Genomic DNA, 17,562 nt, shown 5'->3' on the forward strand with positions numbered 1-17,562 from the left:
AGATTCATGAAGAGTTCCTCATCGGCGCCTCATCGCCGCCTCATCCGCGACCGCCACCGTGGATGCGGGGCACGGCGCACGACCGCGCTCCCACGCCGGAGGTCCGAGGGGAGGAGAGGACGATGACGAGGTTCCGGGTCGCGCTGTACTCGCACGACACCGTGGGGCTGGGGCACACGCGCCGACAGCTCGCGATCGCCGAGGCCGTCGCCGCCGCACATGCCGAGGCCGACCTCTTGCTGCTCACCGGCAACCCCGAGGCGGCCCGGCTGCCGACGCCGCCGCGCACCGACCTGGTCACCCTCCCCACGGTCACGAAGGACGGTGCGGGCACCTACGTCCCCCGGCGCCACGGCGGACGGCTCGAGGACGTGCTCGCGGTGCGCCGCGCGGTGCTGGGCGGCGCGCTCACGGCCTTCGCCCCCGATCTGCTGATCATCGACAAGGTCCCCGCCGGGCTCGGCGGCGAGCTGCTGGGGGCACTCGCGTCCCTCGCGGCCGACGGCGCCGGCACGCGCGTGGTGCTGGGGCTGCGCGAGGTCCTGGACGACGCCGCGAGCGTGCACCGCGAGTGGGCGCGCGACGGCACGCTCGCCGTGATCCGCGAGCACGTGGACGAGGTGTGGGTCTACGGGGATCCCGCCGTGTTCGACACCGTGCGCGAGTACGGGCTGCCGGCGGACGTCGCCGCCCGCACCCTGTCGCTCGGGTATCTCGGGCGTCGGCCGCGTCCCCGCGCTGCGGCGGGCCCCGGCACCGGGAGCGCTGACCCCCGGGGCGCAGCGCCGCCCCGCTCGCCGCTCGTGCTGTGCCAGCTGGGCGGGGGCCAGGACGCCGAGGCCCTCGCCCGCGCCTTCGCCGCCGCCCGTCTGCCCGCCGGGCACGAGGGCGTGCTGCTGACCGGCCCCTTCCTGCCGGCTGCGGCGCGACGGGACCTCGAGGACCTCGCCGCCGCGCGCCGCCCGGCGCAGGGCCGGATGCGCGTGCAGGGCTTCACCGACGACCCCGAGGACCTGCTGCACGCGGCGAGCGCCGTGGTCTCCATGGCCGGCTGCAACTCGAGCGTCGAGATCCTGGGCAGCACGGTCCCCGCGCTGCTCGTGCCCCGCACCCGTCCGCGGACCGAGCAGCTGATCCGCGCCCGCGCCCTCGCGGCCCGCGGGGCCGTCGACGTCCTGGACCCCGCGCTCGACGGGGAGGTCTCCCCCGCCGTGCTCACGCGCTGGCTGGAGACCGCCGTCGGCCCCGACGCGGCCCGGGCCGCCGCCGCGGCTCGCGCCCGCATCGACCTCGACGGCCTGGACGCCGTCTCCGCCCGCACCCTGTCCCTGATCGAGGAGTCCCGTCATGCCGCATGAGAACGCCCCCGGCCCGCACCGCGCGCCGCGCCCAGCCCTCCTGCAGGACGGCCCGCGCATCGGCTACGTGATGAAGATGTACCCGCGCTTCTCCGAGACCTTCATCCTCACCGAGATGCTCGAGCTCGAGGCCCGCGGCGCGGACCTCGAGGTGTTCTCCCTGCGCCTGCCCGTGGACGGCCGCTTCCACCCGGACCTCGCGCACCTGCGCGCGCCCGTGCAGTACCTCCATCCCGGCACGCTGCGCGCCGAGCACCTCTGGCAGGCCCTGCGCGATCACCTCGCCGACCTCGGCCCCGTCGGCCCCGAGGACCTGGTCGACCTCGCGGCCGCCTCCCCGCGCGAGGCCGCCCAGGCCCTCGACCTCGCCCGCGCCGCGCGGGCCCGCGGCATCACCCATCTACACGCCCACTTCGCCTCCACCGCGACCACGGTCGCGCGGTTGGCCGCGCGCCTCGCGGGCATCACCTACTCCTTCACCGCGCACGCGAAGGACATCTTCCACGAGGAGGTCGACGCGGCCGACCTCCGCGCGAAGCTCGCGGGCGCGGCGGCGGCCATCACCGTCAGCGACTTCAACCTCGCCCACCTGCGCGAGTCCTTCGGCGAGGACGCCCGCGCCGTGCGCCGCATCCACAACGGGATCGCCCTCGAGCGCTTCCCCTTCCGCGGGGCCCGCGCCGATGCGGGCGAGCCCGCGCACGTCGTGGCCGTGGGCCGGCTCGTCGAGAAGAAGGGCTTCGACGTGCTCGTCGAGGCGGCATCGATCCTGCGCGCTCGCGGCGTCGACCTCGCCGTGGACATCGCCGGCGCCGGGCCGCTCGAGGCGGACCTGGGCGCCCAGATCCTCGCCGCGGGGCTCGAGGACCGGGTGCGCCTGCTGGGCCCGCTCCCCCAGGACCGGATGCGCGATCTCGTGCGCACGGCGAGCGTCTTCGCCGCGCCCTGCCGGGTGGGGTCGGACGGCAACCGCGACGGCCTTCCCACCGTGCTCCTCGAGGCGATGGCGCTGGGCACTCCGTGCGTGAGCACGCCCGTCACCGGCATCCCGGAGGCGATCCGGGACGGCAGCACCGGCCTGCTCGTCCCCGAGGACGACGCCCCGGCGCTCTCCGACGCGCTCGAGTCCCTGCTCGCGGACCCGGACCTGCGCCGCGCGCTCTCCCTCGCCGGGCGGGCGCTCATCGAGGAGCGCTTCGACGCCTCGCGCCAGGCGGGCGCCGTCGGCGGCCTCTTCGCGCAGCTGCACGAGCGCGCCGGCGCCCGCGCACAGGAGGTGGGCGCATGACCCGCCTGCGGCTCGCCGTCGTCTCCACCGACCCGGGCATCCCGGTGCTGGGCGCCAAGGGCGCCTCCGTGCACCTGCAGTCCGTGCTGCGCGTGCTCGTCGAGGCCGGGCACGAGGTCCACGTGCTCACCCCGCGGCCCGAGCCGCTCGGGCATCCGCTCGCCCGTCGCCTGCACCTGCATGCCCTGCCGGAGGTCGGCCGCGGCCCGGCCGCGCAGCGCGAGCGCGCCGCGCAGGCCGCGGACGCCGCCGTCGGCCCCCTGCTCACGCGGATCGCTCCCGACCTCGTCTACGAGCGCTACGCCCTCTGGGGCCGCGGCGCGAGCACGTGGGCCCGCGCGCACGGCGCGGCGAGCATCCTCGAGGTCAACGCGCCCCTCATCGACGAGCAGGCGACCCACCGCGAGCTCGCCGACCGCCCGCGCGCCGAGGCGGTCGCGCGCGAGGCCTTCGCCGCCGCGCAGGCGATCACCTGCGTGAGCGACGCCGTGGCCGACTGGGTGCGCGCGCGACTGCCGGAGGACTCCGCCGCGCGCCCCCGCGTCCTCGTGCTGCCCAACGGCGTGGACGTCGAGCGGATCACCCCCGCGCCGGCGCGCGCTCGCGCCGAGGGAGCGGACCCCGTGCGCTCCGCTCCCTCCTCCGCGTGCTCCGCGCCCGTCACCGTCGGGTTCCTGGGCACCCTCAAGCCCTGGCACGGGGTCGACGTTCTCGTCGAGGCCGTCGCCCGCGCCGCGCCCCGCCCGCGCCTCCTCGTGGTCGGCGAAGGACCGCTGCGCGCCCGGCTCGAGGAGCGGTCCGCGCAGCTCGGCGTCGACCTCGAGCTCACCGGGGCCGTCGCACCCGACGAGGTCGCCGCGCAGCTGCACCGGATGGATGTGGCCTGCGCGCCCTACCCGGACAGCGTCGACCACTACTTCTCCCCGCTCAAGGTGCTCGAATACCTCGCGGCCGGGCTGCCCGTCGTCGCGAGCTCCATCGGCCAGATCCCCGCGCTGCTGGACCACGGCCGCCTCGGCGAGCTCGTGGCTCCCGGCGATCCCGACGCGCTCGCCGCCGCCCTCACCGCCCTGGCCGCGGATCCCGAGCGGCGGCGCGCCCTGGGCGAGGCAGCCCGCCGCGCCGCGGTCGCCGAGCACACCTGGCGCGGGGTCGTCGAACGGGCGCTCGGAGCCGTCGGCCTCCCCCTCGGGCCCGCGACCGGCCGCGCATCCGGGCTCGTCCCCGAGCCCGAGCCCGCCGCCGGGCCCCGCCCCGAGGAGGCGGGGCGCCGATGAGCCGCCGCACCCCGAAGCTCGCGGAGTCGCTGCCGATGCTCGGCAGCATCGTCCAGCGCTTCCGCCCGCAGATCCTGCGCGAGAGGCGCCTGCTCGTGCTCGGCCTGATCGCGCTGCTCGCCGAGGTCGCCCTGCGGCTCGTCGAGCCCTGGCCGCTGGCCTTCGTCATCGACACCCTCGCCCGGGAGGCGGGCGCGCAGACCGGGCGGGCCGCCTCCCTCCCCCTGCCCGTGCTGCTGATCGGCGCCGGCTGCGTGCTGCTCGGCGTGGTCGCCCTGCGTGCCGCCGCCTCCTACGGGATGACCGTGGCCTTCGCGCTGGCCGGGAACCGGGTGCTGACCGCCGTGCGCGCCCAGCTCTACGACCATCTGCACATCCTCTCGCTGCGCTTCCATCAGTCCCGGCGCACCGGCGACCTGGTCACGCGCGTGACCGGGGACGTCGGCCGCCTGCAGGACGCCACCGTGACCGCGATGCTCCCGCTCGCGGGCAACATCGTGACCCTGCTGGGGATGCTCGTGGTGGTGCTCGTGATGGACTGGCAGCTCGCGCTGGTCGCACTCCTGGTCTTCCCCGCCTTCGCGCTGCTGGGGCGGCGCTCCACCCGCCGCATCGTCTCGGTCTCGCGCCGACAGCGCCGGGCGGAGGGGGACCTCGCCTCCCTCGCCACCGAGACGCTCGGGTCGATGGCCGTGGTGCAGAGCTACAGCCTGCAGTCGCGCCTGCGCGGCCGCTTCGCCGACGGCAACTCCAGGGCCCTGCACGACGGGGTCCGCGCGAAGCGCCTCTCGGCCGGGCTCGAGCGCTCCACGGACGTTCTGGTGGGGCTGGCCACCGCGATCGTGCTGGTCGCGGGCGCCTACCGTGTGCTCGCCGGGGACGTGAGCATCGGCGAGCTCACCGTGTTCCTCACCTATCTCAAGACGGCCTTCCGGCCGCTGCGGGACATCGCGAAGTACACCGGGCGCATCTCGAAGGCTGCGGCCTCCGGCGAGCGGATCCTGGAGATCATGGACGAGACGCCCGACATCGTCGACAGCTCCTGGGCGCGCCCCGCGCCGCGCTTCCTGGGCCGCGTGCAGTTCGAGGGCGTCGACCTCTCCTACCGGCCCGGCCATCCGGTGCTGCGCGGCGTCGACCTGGACATCCGGGCGGGACAGCGCGTGGCGGTCGTCGGCCCCTCCGGTGCCGGCAAGTCCTCGCTCGCGGGCCTGCTGGTGCGCCTGCGCGACCCCGATGCCGGCACGGTGCGCATCGACGGGCACGACCTGCGCGACCTCACGCTGGACTCGGTGCGCGCGCAGCTCGCGATCGTCCTGCAGGACTCGCCGCTCTTCGCCGGGACCATCGCGGAGAACATCGCCTTCGGCGCCGCCCACGGGGCGAGCGAGGAGGAGATCCTCGAGGCCGCCCGCATCGCCGGGGCCGACGGCTTCATCCGCTCCCTGCCCGAGGGCTACGACACCGTGCTCGCCGACCGCGGGGCGGGGCTGTCGGGCGGGCAGCGCCAGCGGATCGCGATCGCGCGCGCCGCGGTGCGCCGGGCCCCCGTGGTGATCCTCGACGAGGCCCTCACGGGGCTGGACCCCGACACGGAGTCCGAGGTCATCGCCGCGCTCTACCGGCTCACCGAGGGCCGCACGACCCTCGTGATCACCCACGATCTCGCTGTCGCGGCCGACGCCGAGCGCGCCGTGCGCATCGAGGACGGCCAGGTCCGGGCCGATGGTCCGCCCGCTCGAGTGCTCCCCGGGACGGCGGCATGAGCGCGCTGCCGGCCGAGACCCGGGCGCTGATCGCCCGCGAGAGGGACCTTCCCGCCCTGGGGCTGCTGCTGGATCCGGGGGCGCTCGCCGCCCGCGGGATGCGCGTGCGATACCTGCGGCTGAAGCCCGGCACGAGCGTCGTCGCCGGGCTCGAGACGCCCGTCGGCCCTGCCTTCGCCCTGGCCACGAGCCCGCGCGCCGCCGTGAAGCTCGAGAAGGCCGCCGTCCGGGCACCCGAAGGATCCGTCCTGCACCACGACCGCGCGCTGCGGCTGCTGATCGCACGCCCGCGTGCCGACCGCCGCCTGCCGGGACTGCGCTCCCTGGCCCGCAGAGCATCGCACTCGCCCGCCGCCCTGACCCTCGCCTACAAGCCGCAGCGCCGCTGGGTCGGCCGACGCCAGGGGGCGGAGGGTGCGGCCGTCGGCCCCGTGCTGCGGCTGTACCGTCGGGGGGATCTCGCGGGCCTCGGCGCGCGCTGGCCGCGCGCCGAGGCCGACGGTCCGCTGCCGCTGCGCGTCCCGCGGATCCTCGCCGAGCACCCGCGCCGGGGGCTGCTCGCGACGGAGGTGCTGCTCGGCACCCGCCTGGACCTGCTCGAGGACGGGAGCGCACGCTGCGAGGCGCTGCGCGAGGCGGGCCGCGGGATCGCGCGCTGGCACCGCCTGCCCGTGCCGGCCCGTGCCGCCTCTCCCCTGCCGGACCCGCGAGACCTCGCCGCGCAGATCACCGCGCTGCTGCCCGAGGAGGGCGAGCGCGCCGCGGAGATCGCGGCGCGGCTGGCCGCCGCCCTGCCCGCCGACGGGCGGGGAGGCGGGCAGGGCGGGTCGTCGGCGCAGGGAGCAGGCGCCGCGGTCTGGTGCCACGGGGACTTCTCCGCCGACCAGCTGCTGGTGGGGCCGGACGGCCTCGCGCTGCTGGACTGGGACCGCAGCGGCGCGGGCCCGCGCTCGCGGGACCTCGCGACCGCCGACGCGGCCGGGCTCTCCGCATCCGCCTGGGAGGCTCTGCTGACCGGGTACGACGAGATCTCCCCCGTGCCCGCCGATCTGGGGACGGCCCGCGCCCACGCCCGACTGGCTCGCGCAGCGGAGCCGCTGCGCACGGGCGATCCCGCTTGGCCCCGCGCCCTGCGCGCGGCGCTCGCCGAGACCGAGGCCCTGCTCGAGGACCCCGCCGGTCCGTCGGCCGCAAGGCCCGCCGCCGCGCCGTCCGTCTCCGCTCCCACCCCGGCCACCGCGACGACCGCGACCACGACCACGACCACCGAGGAGCACACCCGATGAGCACCATCGCCCGCGCCCCGGGGGCATCGACCCTCCCGCTGCTGCCCGCGCGGCCCTTCCGCCCCCGAGGCTTCGAGCCCTTCGCCGAGGCCGGGTGGCGCCTGGCGCGGGCCTGGCCCCGGGACGAGGACCACCTGCTGCTGGACCTGCGGCGCCCCGACGGCGCGAGCGTCGCCGGGCAGTGGTTCCGGGATCCCGAGCGGGCCGCGCACGTGGCTCGCAGCACGCCGGGTGCCCGAGCGGAGGACCGCGTCGTGCTCCAGGGCGCGGGGGCCGATCGGCGCCTGCGTCCGCTCGCTGACCTGGTCGCCGCGCCCGGCCACCGCCTGGTCGCCCACCGGCCCGAGCGGCGGGCCGTGCTCGCCGCCCCGGACGCGTTCGTCAAGGTGCTGCGCCCCGAGCGCCTGGCCCCGGCCGCGGCTCGCGCCCGCTGGGCGGCCGGTCAGGGCCTGGGCGCACCCGAGGTGCTGGGGACGGATGCCGCCGCCGGGATCCTGCGCACCCGTGCCCTGCCCGGTCGGAGGCTGACCGACCTGCTGGACACCGCCGATGCCGCAGCGGCCTGCGAACGGGCCGGCCACCTCCTCGCCCGCCTCGCCTCCCTCGATCCCCAGGCCGAGGACGTCCCTGCCCTGGGCACCCACGGCCCCCGCGAGGAGCACGCCGTGATCGCGCGCTGGACCCGCCTGGCCGCCGTGCACGCAGGAGCCGGACGCGCAGGGGCCGGAGGCGGCTCACGCACCCTGCCCGCGCTGCCCGAGCCCCTCCGCCCGGTGATCGCCCACCGCGACCTGCACGACGGCCAGATGCTGCTCGCGGGTGACAGGATCGGTGTGCTCGACGTCGATCTGCTGGCGCTCGCGCATCCGGCCCTGGACCTCGCGAACCTGCTGGTGCACCTCGAGCTGCGCGCCGAGCAGGGGCTGCTGGCCGACCCCGCGGAGGCGGCCGGGGCCGTGCTCGAGGGCGCGCGCCCGGACGCCGCCGTGCGCGGAGCCCTGCCCGCCTGCGCGGAAGCGACCCGCCTGCGCCTGCGCGCCGTCTACGGCCTGCGTGATCCCGGGATCGCCACGTGAGGCCGCGCGCGCAGCGCGCGGCGTCGGGGAGACTGGCCCCATGACCACGCCCGCCGCCGACGCGCCGCCCCGCCGGGACCCGTCGGACGATGCCGGCGCCCCGGAGCCGACGGGGATCCGCCGGCGCCGCACCCTGAGCGTGCGCCTGCGCATCCTCACCGTGGTCCTGCTGATCACGGCGCTGGGGATGGCCCTCGCCGGTGGCACGTCGTATCTCATCGCCCGCGAGCAGGCGCAGGCGGAGGTCTACGGCAACCTGCGCCAGGAGGCCGAGGAGTTCCGCTCGAACGCGAAGCTCGCCGCCGATCCGGACACGGGCCTGGCGATCACCGATCTCTCGCAGCTGCTGAACTACACGATCAAGACCACCTATCCCAACGACGACGAAGCCGTGCTCGGCATCATCGACGGCGCCGTGCGCTGGGTGCCGGGGACCGACGACCCGGCCCACCAGAAGTCGGTCGAGGACGACGCCGAGTTCGTCGCCGAGGCCACCCGCGTCACGCCCGACCAGTCTCCGGGTGTCTATCGCGCGCACACCGCGAAGCATCCGGACCTCGCCTACATCTCCGTGCCGGTGCAGATCGAGGGCTCCCCGCAGCGCGGCCATTACGTCACCGCAGTGGACATGACCACGGCGTTCTCCACCGTGGACCGCGCCTACCTGGCCTATGCCGGCGTGTCCGCGGCGACGCTGCTGGTGATCTGGCTGATCGCGCACGCCCTCGTGGGCCGACTGCTCGCCCCGCTGCGCTCCCTGCGCACCACCGCCCAGCGCATCTCCGAGGCGGACCTCAGCGAGCGGATCCCGGCCGATCAGCTCGCCAGCCGCGACGAGGTCGCCGACCTCGGCCGCACCATGAACGCGATGCTCGACCGCCTCGCGCACTCCTTCGACTCCCAGCGCCGCTTCCTCGACGATGTGGGCCATGAGCTGCGCACCCCGATCACGATCATCCACGGCCACCAGGAGCTGATGGCGGCCGACGACCCGGAGGACGTGCGCGAGACCCGCGAGCTCACCCTGGACGAGCTCGACCGCATGCAGCGCCTGGTCGACGACCTGATGCTGCTGGCCAAGGCGCGCCGCCCCGACTTCGTGCGTCCTGCCCCGGGCGACGTCGACGAGATCCTGGTGGGAGTGCTCGAGCGCGTCGCGCCCCTGGGCCGGCGCGTGTGGACGATCGAGGGCGAGCAGGTCGGCGTGCGCACGATGGATCGCCAACGGATCGTGCAGGCCCTCGTGCAGCTCGTCTCCAACGCCCTGCGCTTCACCGAGGACGGCAGCGTCATCGCGCTCGGCGCGAGCCGAGGGCCGGGCGCGAGCCGGGGGCCGGGCACGAGCCGAGGGTCGGGCGCGAGCCGGGGCTCCGATGCGGCCAGGGCGCCCGGCGCCGTCCACGGCGAGGAGCCGCGTGCGCCCACCGGTGCGGAGGCCGCCGAGAGCGCCGACGTCCCCGCCACCACCCGGCTCTGGGTGCGCGACGAGGGGGCCGGCATCGCCCCCGAGGACCAGCAGCGCGTGTTCGAGCGCCACGGCAGCGGCGGTGCCAGGGGCGCAGGCAGCAGCAGCGGCGCCGGCGGCGCCGGCGGGGACGAGGCCCATCAGGGCGCGGGGCTGGGGCTCGCGATCGTCACCGCGATCTCGCAGGCCCACGGCGGGAGCGTCGAGCTCGACAGCGCCCCCGGCCGCGGTTCGACCTTCACTATCGTCATCCCCGATCCTGGGACGGCCCATCCGGGGAGCGGACGCGCCGCCTACCCTCCGGCCGGGCCCTCCCCGTCGACTCCCCCGCACTCGAAGGAGACCCCATGGCCGTGATCCTGATCGCCGAGGACGAGCCCCGCATCGCCGCGTTCGTCGAGAAGGGTCTGCGCGCCGCGGGGCTGGCCACGACCATCGTGCGCACTGGACCGGAGGCGCTGGACCAGGCCGCCGCCGGAGCGTTCGACCTCATGGTGCTGGACATCGGGCTGCCGGGGATGGACGGGTTCTCCGTGCTCGAGGCGCTGCGCGGCCAGGGCTCGCGCCTGCCCGTCATCATCCTCACCGCGCGCGACTCGGTCACCGACACCGTCACCGGCCTCGAGGGCGGGGCCGACGACTACATGGCCAAGCCGTTCCGCTTCGAAGAGCTGCTGGCCAGGATCCGCCTGCGGCTGCGGGACCAGAGCACCCAGCCCGAGTCGATGCGTCTGGGGGCCGATGGTCTGGTGCTGGACCTGCGCACGCGGATCGTGGAGGCCGACGGCCGCTCGATCGAGCTGTCCTCCCGCGAGTTCGCCCTGCTCGAGGCGTTCCTGCGCCATCCCGGGCAGGTGCTCAGCCGCGAGCAGCTGCTCTCACAGGTGTGGGGCTACGAGTTCGATCCGGGCTCCAACGTGGTGGACGTCTACGTGCGCTATCTGCGCGCGAAGATCGGCGCGGAGCGCATCCTCACCGTGCGGGGTGCGGGCTACCGCCTCGCCGGGTGAGGCGGCAAGGTCCTCGGATCTGGGTCCGGGTCAGTCGTCCTCGTCGGGCGAGTCGGCGGAGATCGGGGACGCCGGGCTGACGACGTGCGAGTCGTCATCGTCATCGTCATCGTCATCGCGCGAGGTCGTGCTCGAGCTCTTCGGATGCGCGGGCGCGGTGGTCCGCCGCGCGGTGGAATACCGCGAGGAGTCCCCGCTGGACTTCGCGGCGGAGGTCGACTCCTGCTCGCGCTGCTGGACCGTGAGGCGGTCTCCGCCCTCGGCATCCGCGTCGGCCGCGGCGGTCGAGGCGGTCGGCGAGCTCTCCGCCGCCCGGGTGGGCAGCCGCTGGGCGTCGGAGGAGACCGAGGAGTCCTTCTCGGCCGCGCCGTCGGCGCCGCCGCTCCCCGAGCCCCTCGAGTCCCCTGCGTCCCCCGCGCCGTCCTGGGCTCCGATGACGACCCCGCCGCCGGGGATCGCGGGCGCATCCGTGAGCGAGCCGGCGATCACGCCGAGCGGTGCCAGGGCGGCGGCCGCCGCCCCTCCGATCACGACCCATCTGCTCCTGCTGCGCATGCCTCCATGATCCCGTGTTCCCCGGCAGATGCCAGGCCCGGGCGATGAGAGTCCTCTCATCGCGGCGGCACGACCGGCCGGGGCGCCGAGGTCCGCGACGGGGCCCTCCGTCCGCCGCTCCCCTGCGATCGCAGCGCTCCCCCGTCGGCCGCCCGCCGACCCTCTCGCCACGCGAGAATCGGGCACCCACCAGCGCCTCCAGCGCCGTAGGATGGTGATGCCGGTCACGTCACGCGGGCACGATGTGCGCCCCGGGCGCGACCCACCACCGATGGAACCGATCTCGACGAGGAGAGTCATGACCGTCTATGCACGACCCGGGACCGACGGGGCGAAGGTCACCTTCGCCTCCCGCTACGACAACTACATCGGCGGCACGTGGGTGCCGCCGGTCAAGGGCGAGTACTTCGAGAACCCGACGCCCGTCACGGGCGAGGTCTTCTGCGAGGTCGCCCGCTCGACCGCCGAGGACGTCGAGCTCGCGCTCGATGCGGCGCACAAGGCCGCCCCTGCGTGGGGGAAGACGTCCGTCGCCGAGCGCGCCGTCATCCTCAACAAGATCGCCGACCGCATCGAGGAGAACCTCGAGACCCTCGCGGTCGCCGAGACCTGGGACAACGGCAAGGCGATCCGTGAGCCGCTGAACGCCGACCTGCCGCTCGCGGTGGATCACTTCCGCTACTTCGCGGGCGCGATCCGCGCCCAGGAGGGAACGCTCTCCCAGATCGACGACGACACCGTCGCGTACCACTTCCACGAGCCCCTCGGCGTGGTCGGCCAGATCATCCCCTGGAACTTCCCGCTGCTGATGGCGACGTGGAAGCTGGCCCCGGCGCTGGCCGCCGGCAACTGCGTCGTCCTCAAGCCCGCCGAGCAGACGCCCGCCTCGATCATGGTCCTCATCGACATCATCGGGGACCTGCTGCCCGAGGGCGTCCTGAACATCATCAACGGCTTCGGCGCCGAGGCGGGCAAGCCGCTGGCCTCCAACCGCCGGATCGCGAAGATCGCCTTCACGGGTGAGACCACGACCGGCCGCCTGATCATGCAGTACGCCTCGCAGAACCTCATCCCGGTGACCCTCGAGCTGGGTGGCAAGAGCCCGAACCTGTTCTTCGACGACGTCGCGAGCGAGAAGGATGCGTACTACTCGAAGGCCCTCGAGGGCTTCGCGATGTTCTCCCTGAACCAGGGCGAGGTCTGCACGTGCCCCTCGCGCGCCCTCGTGCAGAAGGGCATCTACGACTCGTTCGTGGCCGACGGCCTCGAGCGCGTGAAGGCGACGAAGCAGGGGAATCCGCTGGACACGGACACCCAGATCGGCGCGCAGGCCAGCAACGACCAGCTCGAGAAGATCCTTTCCTACATCGACATCGGCCAGCAGGAGGGCGCGAAGATCCTCACCGGCGGCGAGCGCGCCGACCTCGGCGGGGACCTGTCCGGCGGCTACTACGTGACGCCGACGATCTTCGAGGGCGTGAACTCGATGCGCATCTTCCAGGAGGAGATCTTCGGCCCCGTGCTGGCCCTCACGTCGTTCTCCGACTACGACGACGCGATCTCGATCGCCAACGACACCCTCTACGGGCTCGGCGCGGGCGTCTGGACGCGCAGCCAGAACACCGTCTACCGGGCCGGCCGTGCCATCCAGGCCGGGCGCGTGTGGGTGAACAACTACCACTCCTACCCTGCGCACTCCGCGTTCGGCGGGTACAAGTCCTCGGGCATCGGGCGCGAGAACCACCTGATGATGCTCGACCACTACCAGCAGACGAAGAACCTGCTGGTCTCCTACTCGGAGACCGAGCTCGGCTTCTTCTGATCCCGTCGCCCGTCCGGGCCCTGGATCCGGATCCCGGCGCCGGCCCCGGTCCCATCCGCCGGCCCCGGTCCCATCCGCCGGCCCCGGTCCCATCGCTCGCGAGAGGTGAGTTGTCGTCGTCAAGAGCCCCCTATGAGGACGACAACTCACCTCTCGCGAGATCGTGGCGCTGCGGCCGTGCCGGCTGCCGCGCACCACGCGCCTCCCACCACGACCACGCGCAGCGGTCTCCCCAGGAGGCCGCACATCGGAAGGAGCGCATCATGACGGATTCCTCCGCCGAGAACCCGACCCCAGCACCCGGCACCTCGTCGGCCGCGGGCCCCGCGCCCGCGCCCGCGTCCGCGTCCGCACCCGCACCCGCACCCCAGCCGGGCCAGCCGCCCGCTCCCCCGCTGCCCGAGCCCACCTCGGCCGACGACGTGCTCGAGACCGAGTCCACGATCGAGGGCGAGGACTTCTCCCGGGTGGCCTTCACCCAGGCGGCGCTCCAGCAGATCCAACGGCTCATCGACCGCAACGGCCCGCTCATGTTCCACCAGTCCGGGGGCTGCTGCGACGGCTCCTCCCCCATGTGCTACCCGGCGGGGGACTTCCTCACCGGCGACGCGGACGTGCGCATGGGACACGTGGAGGTGCCCCTGCCCGACGGCACCACGAGCCCGCTCGACTTCTGGATGAGCCGCGAGCAGTTCGCCTACTGGCGCCACACGCACCTCACGATCGACCTCGTCGACGGGCGCGGCGGCGGCTTCAGCCTCGAGACGCCCGACGGCAAGCGGTTCCTCACCCGTTCCCGGATGCTCCCGGAGGACGCGCGGGTCAGGGAGCACCTGGAGCTCTGAGCTCCCTCGACCCCGGCGCGGGCCAGGAGATCTACTCCGCCCCGCGTCCCATCTCCTGCGCGGGCCCGCGCCCCTTCGCGGGCTCGGACCCGTGTCCCTGCGCGGGCTCGGGCCCGTGTCCCTGCGCGTGCGCGATCGCGGACTCGCGCTGCTCGATCATGCGCAGCACGTCCAGCAGTCCCCGGCTCATCACGGTGCCCACCACGACCATGCGCATGGCCTCACCGGTGCTGCGGGGCATGTGGGCGATGTCGGCACGGGCCACGAGGGACATGGCCTCCGCGTAGGCGTCGATGTGGTCGTCGCCGGTCGGCACGCGGGCCTGATCGCAGGCGGACCATGCCTGCTCGAGGCGGGTCATGAGCGGGTCGGAGCGCTCCAGCACGGTCCACCCGCGGCGCTCGGCCAGGGCCCGCACGCGCGGCGAGATCCTGCCGGGTGCGAAGCGCGCGGCGTCCTCGTCGACGGTCGCCGTCTCGGCGTCCTCCGCGGTCTCCCCCGCGAGGGTGCGCTGAGCGATGCCGAGCATGTCGATCTGCTCCTGGTGCGGGGAGTCGAGGGCGTCGACGATGCGGCGCACGGCCGCGATGTTCAGTCCGCCGGCGTCGGTGAGTGCGCGGATCAGGCGCACGCGATCGACATGGCTCTCGTCGTAGACGGCGCTCGTGCGGGAGGTGAGCCGGCCGGGAGGCAGCAGGTTCTCGCGCAGGTAGAACTTGATGGTCGCCACGGGCACGCCGGTGGTGTCGGCAAGCTCGGAGATCCTCATGTCACGTCCTCGTCCGGCGGGCTGGAGCCTTGGATATTACCCATCGGAAACCATAGGTATGCGCCTGATATCAGCGTGCGGCCGCTCACCCTGACACGAGCGGCGCGAGCAGGGGCAGGACGAGCGTCATCGCGAGGGCGTTCAGAACCATCGCGGCGCTCGACCAGCCGCCGGTCACGGGCGACTCGTCGAGCGCACGCGACGTGCCGATCCCATGGGACGTGAGACCGATGGCGAAGCCGCGCGCCCTCGGGTCGTCGACCCGGGCGAGGCTCAGCAGCACCGGCGCGAACACCGCGCCGAGGATCCCGGAGAGGATCGTGAGCACCACGGCCAGAGGCGCCGAGGCCTGCAGGGACTCGGCGAGGGTGAGCGCCACGGGACTGGTCACGGACCTCGGCAGCACGGAGCGCAGGATCTCCGGGGCGGTGCCGAATGCCCGCAGCATTCCCACGGTCACCCCGAGGCTCACCACGGCGCCCGTCATCAGGGCGAGCAGCACGGGCGCGGCCGAGCGCGCCAGGGCCCGCCCGTTCGCGAGCAGCGGCAGGGCGAGCGCCACGGTCGCCGGGCCCAGCAGCAGCGTGAGCACCGTGACCTGCTCGAGGTATTCCGCGTACGGCAGGCCGACGAGCTCGAGCACCGCGGCGACCACCACCACCGTCACGAAGACCGGCGTGAGCAGGGCGGGCCGACCCGTGCGACGGTGCAGCCAGAGGGCGCCGAGGTAGACGGCGAGGGTGAGCACGAGACCGAAGATCGGCAGGTGGACGACGGTCTGGATGATGTCGTTCATGCGCCGCTCCCCTCGCTCCGCGGACCGCCGAGACGCTGGTGCCCGTCGTCCCCGCGCCGCCGGTCCTGCCGGTGCAGCAGCGCCTGCAGCACGCGGCCGACGACGAGCAGGGCCAGCAGGAAGGATCCGCCGACGGCGAGGGCGATCGGCAGGGCGTTGCGGGCGAGCGCTCCCATCTCGACGATCACGCCGACGCCCGGCGGGACGAACAGCAGCTGCAGGTGCGCGAGCAGCGGGGTGCCCGCCGGCTCGGCGACGCGCAGGATCCCGCGGGTGCGCGGGACGAGTCCCAGGATCACCAGCAGCACGAGTCCGAGCACCACTCCGGGGATCGGCACGTGCAGGAGCGCGGCGAGGGCGAGGCCGATCATCTGCAGGATCAGCAGCACCGCGAGGCCGAGCAGGACGGGCGGCACGAGCGCGCGGCGCGGCGCCGCCCCATCCGCCGTCGGCCCGTCCCCCGACGGCCCGTCGCCGATCGGCCCGTCGCCGATCGGCCCGTCCGCCGTCGGCCCGACATTCGTCGCCCCGTCCCCCGTCGGCCCGTCGTCGCTCGGCTCCCTCGTGCTCATCGGGTCACTGTCCCAGGTGGATCCCGTTGCCCGGGCCCAGAGGCAGGTCGAAGGCGAAGAACACGGCGAGGATCAGCGTCCAGGCGATCCAGAAGGGGACCACGAACGGGAGCATGCGTGCGAACAGGCTGCCCAGTCCGGCGGCCGGCTCGTACTTCCGCAGCATGCCCAGCAGCACCACCATGTACGGGTTCATCGGTGTGATCACCTGGGTCGCGGAGTCGCCCACGCGGAAGGCGGCCTGCGTGAACGCGGGCTCGTAGCCGAGCAGGGCGAACATCGGCACGAACACGGCGGCCATGATCGTCCACATGCCCGAGCCGGAGATGATGAACAGGTTCAGGACGCTCGCCAGCAGGATGAAGCCGATGACGGCGCCGAAGCCGGTGAGTCCGATGTGCTCGAGGGCCTCGGCCCCGGTCACGGCGATCCAGGAGCCGATGCCGGACCAGTTGAACAGGGCGATGAAGTTGCCCAGGATGAAGGCGAGGACGATGAACGGGAGCATCTCCTTGAGCGCCTCGGTCATCATCCGCGCGGCGTCGCGCGAGGAGCGCAGGCTGCCGATCGCGATCCCGTACACGCTGCCCAGGACCACGAAGTAGAGGAACACCAGGAACACGATCGAGTCCAGCAGCGGGGACTTCGGCAGGAAGCCGCCGTCCTCGTTGCGCCACGGAGAGCCGGGCACGAGCGCGGCGAGCAGCACGATCGCGGTGAGCACGAGGCCGGCGAGGATCGTGAGAAGCAGGCCCCGCCGCTCGGGTCGGGAGAGCGAGGCGCGCATCTGCTCGGAGGACTCGCCCGAGGTCTCCGGGGCGGTGCCGTCGGCGTCGTCGTCCTCGATGGCCTCGTCGCGCGGGATGGCCTGGCGCACCAGGCGCGGCTCGATGACGCGGTCGATGATGAAGCCGGCGATCAGGGCGAGCACGATCGAGGAGACGATGTTGAACCACCAGTTCGACACCGGGTTCACGGTGGTCGCACCGAGCCCGGAGACGGTCTCGGTCACGGAGTTCGTGATGCCCGCGAACAGGGCGTCCAGGCTCGTGGGCACGAGGTTCGTGGAGTAGCCGGCGCCGGCCGCCGCGAAGCCGCCCAGCAGGCCCGCGACGGGGTGACGGCCCGCGGCCTTGAAGACGAGGGCGGCCAGCGGCGGCACCACCACGAAGGCCGAGTCGGACATGATCGAGGCGAGCACGCCCACGATGCCCACCACGTAGGGAAGCAGCCAGGAGGGCGAGGAGCCGAACATCGCGCGGATCCCGGCGGCGAGCAGTCCGGAGTGCTGGGCGATGCCGATGCCCAGCAGGATCGGCATCACGGTGACCAGCGGCGGGAAGCCCAGATAGTTCTCGCCCAGGCTGGTGGTCAGCCAGGCCATCCCCTCCCCGGTGAACAGGCCTTTGATGACGGTGACCTCGTCGGAGCCGGGCACGCTCACCTTCACCCCGGCCAGCGCCATCGCGGTGGAGACGATCCCGGTGATCGCGAAGAGGATGAGGAACAGCATGAACGGCTCGGGCAGCCTGTTGCCCAGCCGCTCGACGACGTTCAGCAGGCGATCGGTGCGGGTCAGGCGCGCGGCGGAGCCGTCCGGGGCGGGCCCGTCGGGGGCAGGGCCGACGGGGCGCGGGGAAGGGCTGCTCATCGTCTCTCCTCGGGCGGAACGGGTTG

The 17,562-nt window shown here is 74.2% G+C and carries 15 protein-coding genes; 10 read left to right on the forward strand and 5 right to left on the reverse strand.

What is annotated here, in order from left to right; all coding sequences use genetic code 11:
- The first annotated feature begins 122 nt into the window (after positions 1-122).
- From FHG10_RS06780 to FHG10_RS06815, 8 genes are read left to right on the forward strand one after another with little or no spacing between them, the layout of a single operon-like run.
- Positions 123-1,358: a glycosyltransferase family protein gene (locus tag FHG10_RS06780; protein ID WP_152352534.1), complete on the forward strand. Its 1,236-nt coding sequence runs from the start codon at positions 123-125 to the stop codon at positions 1,356-1,358.
- A complete protein-coding gene (locus tag FHG10_RS06785) occupies positions 1,348-2,646 on the forward strand; it encodes a glycosyltransferase family 4 protein (protein WP_152352535.1) in 1,299 nt (432 codons plus the stop codon). Before FHG10_RS06780 ends, FHG10_RS06785 begins: the two co-directional genes overlap by 11 nt.
- Positions 2,643-3,923 carry a glycosyltransferase family 4 protein gene (locus FHG10_RS06790; protein WP_227488084.1) on the forward strand — a complete coding sequence of 427 codons (1,281 nt, stop codon included), beginning with the start codon at positions 2,643-2,645 and terminating at the stop codon, positions 3,921-3,923. Before FHG10_RS06785 ends, FHG10_RS06790 begins: the two co-directional genes overlap by 4 nt.
- The gene (locus FHG10_RS06795; RefSeq protein ID WP_152352536.1) at positions 3,920-5,689 is read left to right on the forward strand and encodes an ABC transporter ATP-binding protein; all 1,770 of its coding nucleotides are present in this window, start codon (positions 3,920-3,922) and stop codon (positions 5,687-5,689) included. The genes FHG10_RS06790 and FHG10_RS06795 overlap by 4 nt, the downstream gene beginning before the upstream one ends.
- Positions 5,686-6,975 (forward strand): aminoglycoside phosphotransferase family protein, encoded by a 1,290-nt coding sequence (locus FHG10_RS06800; protein ID WP_152352537.1) that lies wholly within the window; start codon positions 5,686-5,688, stop codon positions 6,973-6,975. Before FHG10_RS06795 ends, FHG10_RS06800 begins: the two co-directional genes overlap by 4 nt.
- Complete coding sequence (locus tag FHG10_RS06805; protein ID WP_152352538.1) at positions 6,972-8,051, forward strand: phosphotransferase; 1,080 nt, start codon at positions 6,972-6,974, stop codon at positions 8,049-8,051. The genes FHG10_RS06800 and FHG10_RS06805 overlap by 4 nt, the downstream gene beginning before the upstream one ends.
- A gap of 40 nt (positions 8,052-8,091) precedes the next feature.
- The gene (locus FHG10_RS06810; RefSeq protein ID WP_152352539.1) at positions 8,092-9,873 is read left to right on the forward strand and encodes a sensor histidine kinase; all 1,782 of its coding nucleotides are present in this window, start codon (positions 8,092-8,094) and stop codon (positions 9,871-9,873) included.
- Positions 9,864-10,526 carry a response regulator transcription factor gene (locus FHG10_RS06815; protein ID WP_152352540.1) on the forward strand — a complete coding sequence of 221 codons (663 nt, stop codon included), beginning with the start codon at positions 9,864-9,866 and terminating at the stop codon, positions 10,524-10,526. The genes FHG10_RS06810 and FHG10_RS06815 overlap by 10 nt, the downstream gene beginning before the upstream one ends.
- 30 nt (positions 10,527-10,556) lie before the next feature.
- Here FHG10_RS06815 and FHG10_RS06820 read toward each other — a convergent pair whose 3' ends face one another.
- Positions 10,557-11,081 carry a hypothetical protein gene (locus tag FHG10_RS06820; RefSeq protein WP_152352541.1) on the reverse strand — a complete coding sequence of 175 codons (525 nt, stop codon included), beginning with the start codon at positions 11,079-11,081 and terminating at the stop codon, positions 10,557-10,559.
- 298 nt (positions 11,082-11,379) lie between these two features.
- Here FHG10_RS06820 and exaC point away from each other — a divergent pair, with 298 nt between their 5' ends.
- Both exaC and FHG10_RS06830 read left to right on the forward strand, forming a co-directional pair.
- Positions 11,380-12,903, forward strand: coding sequence for an acetaldehyde dehydrogenase ExaC (exaC, locus tag FHG10_RS06825; protein WP_152352542.1), 1,524 nt, complete (start codon positions 11,380-11,382; stop codon positions 12,901-12,903).
- 395 nt (positions 12,904-13,298) lie between these two features.
- On the forward strand, positions 13,299-13,748 hold the full coding sequence (locus tag FHG10_RS06830; protein WP_152352643.1) for a DUF779 domain-containing protein: 450 nt from the start codon (positions 13,299-13,301) through the stop codon (positions 13,746-13,748).
- A gap of 31 nt (positions 13,749-13,779) precedes the next feature.
- Here the strand turns inward: FHG10_RS06830 and FHG10_RS06835 are convergent, their stop codons facing one another.
- From FHG10_RS06835 to FHG10_RS06850, 4 genes are all read right to left on the reverse strand, one after another.
- Positions 13,780-14,517, reverse strand: a complete 738-nt coding sequence (locus FHG10_RS06835; protein WP_152352543.1) for a MerR family transcriptional regulator — start codon at positions 14,515-14,517, stop codon at positions 13,780-13,782.
- An 85-nt stretch (positions 14,518-14,602) separates the two neighbouring features.
- Positions 14,603-15,313, reverse strand: a complete 711-nt coding sequence (locus tag FHG10_RS06840; protein WP_152352544.1) for an LrgB family protein — start codon at positions 15,311-15,313, stop codon at positions 14,603-14,605.
- Positions 15,310-15,885: a CidA/LrgA family protein gene (locus tag FHG10_RS06845; protein WP_152352545.1), complete on the reverse strand. Its 576-nt coding sequence runs from the start codon at positions 15,883-15,885 to the stop codon at positions 15,310-15,312. The genes FHG10_RS06840 and FHG10_RS06845 overlap by 4 nt, the downstream gene beginning before the upstream one ends.
- 4 nt (positions 15,886-15,889) lie before the next feature.
- Entirely contained in the window at positions 15,890-17,536 is a 1,647-nt protein-coding gene (locus FHG10_RS06850) for an AbgT family transporter (RefSeq protein ID WP_152352546.1), read from the reverse strand.
- Positions 17,537-17,562 lie beyond the last annotated feature (26 nt).

This window comes from Brachybacterium subflavum (assembly GCF_009299795.1).
GTDB classification, from domain to species: domain Bacteria; phylum Actinomycetota; class Actinomycetes; order Actinomycetales; family Dermabacteraceae; genus Brachybacterium; species Brachybacterium subflavum.

Coding starts and splice junctions, on each gene's coding strand:
- FHG10_RS06800 (WP_152352537.1), top strand. CDS start 5,686: ATGAGCGCGCTGCCGGCCGAGACCCGGGCGCTGATCGCCCGCGAGAGG.
- FHG10_RS06845 (WP_152352545.1), bottom strand. CDS start 15,885: ATGAGCACGAGGGAGCCGAGCGACGACGGGCCGACGGGGGACGGGGCG.
- FHG10_RS06815 (WP_152352540.1), top strand. CDS start 9,864: ATGGCCGTGATCCTGATCGCCGAGGACGAGCCCCGCATCGCCGCGTTC.
- exaC (WP_152352542.1), top strand. CDS start 11,380: ATGACCGTCTATGCACGACCCGGGACCGACGGGGCGAAGGTCACCTTC.
- FHG10_RS06805 (WP_152352538.1), top strand. CDS start 6,972: ATGAGCACCATCGCCCGCGCCCCGGGGGCATCGACCCTCCCGCTGCTG.
- FHG10_RS06835 (WP_152352543.1), bottom strand. CDS start 14,517: ATGAGGATCTCCGAGCTTGCCGACACCACCGGCGTGCCCGTGGCGACC.
- FHG10_RS06850 (WP_152352546.1), bottom strand. CDS start 17,536: ATGAGCAGCCCTTCCCCGCGCCCCGTCGGCCCTGCCCCCGACGGGCCC.
- FHG10_RS06790 (WP_227488084.1), top strand. CDS start 2,643: ATGACCCGCCTGCGGCTCGCCGTCGTCTCCACCGACCCGGGCATCCCG.
- FHG10_RS06820 (WP_152352541.1), bottom strand. CDS start 11,081: ATGCGCAGCAGGAGCAGATGGGTCGTGATCGGAGGGGCGGCGGCCGCC.
- FHG10_RS06840 (WP_152352544.1), bottom strand. CDS start 15,313: ATGAACGACATCATCCAGACCGTCGTCCACCTGCCGATCTTCGGTCTC.
- FHG10_RS06785 (WP_152352535.1), top strand. CDS start 1,348: ATGCCGCATGAGAACGCCCCCGGCCCGCACCGCGCGCCGCGCCCAGCC.
- FHG10_RS06780 (WP_152352534.1), top strand. CDS start 123: ATGACGAGGTTCCGGGTCGCGCTGTACTCGCACGACACCGTGGGGCTG.
- FHG10_RS06810 (WP_152352539.1), top strand. CDS start 8,092: ATGACCACGCCCGCCGCCGACGCGCCGCCCCGCCGGGACCCGTCGGAC.
- FHG10_RS06795 (WP_152352536.1), top strand. CDS start 3,920: ATGAGCCGCCGCACCCCGAAGCTCGCGGAGTCGCTGCCGATGCTCGGC.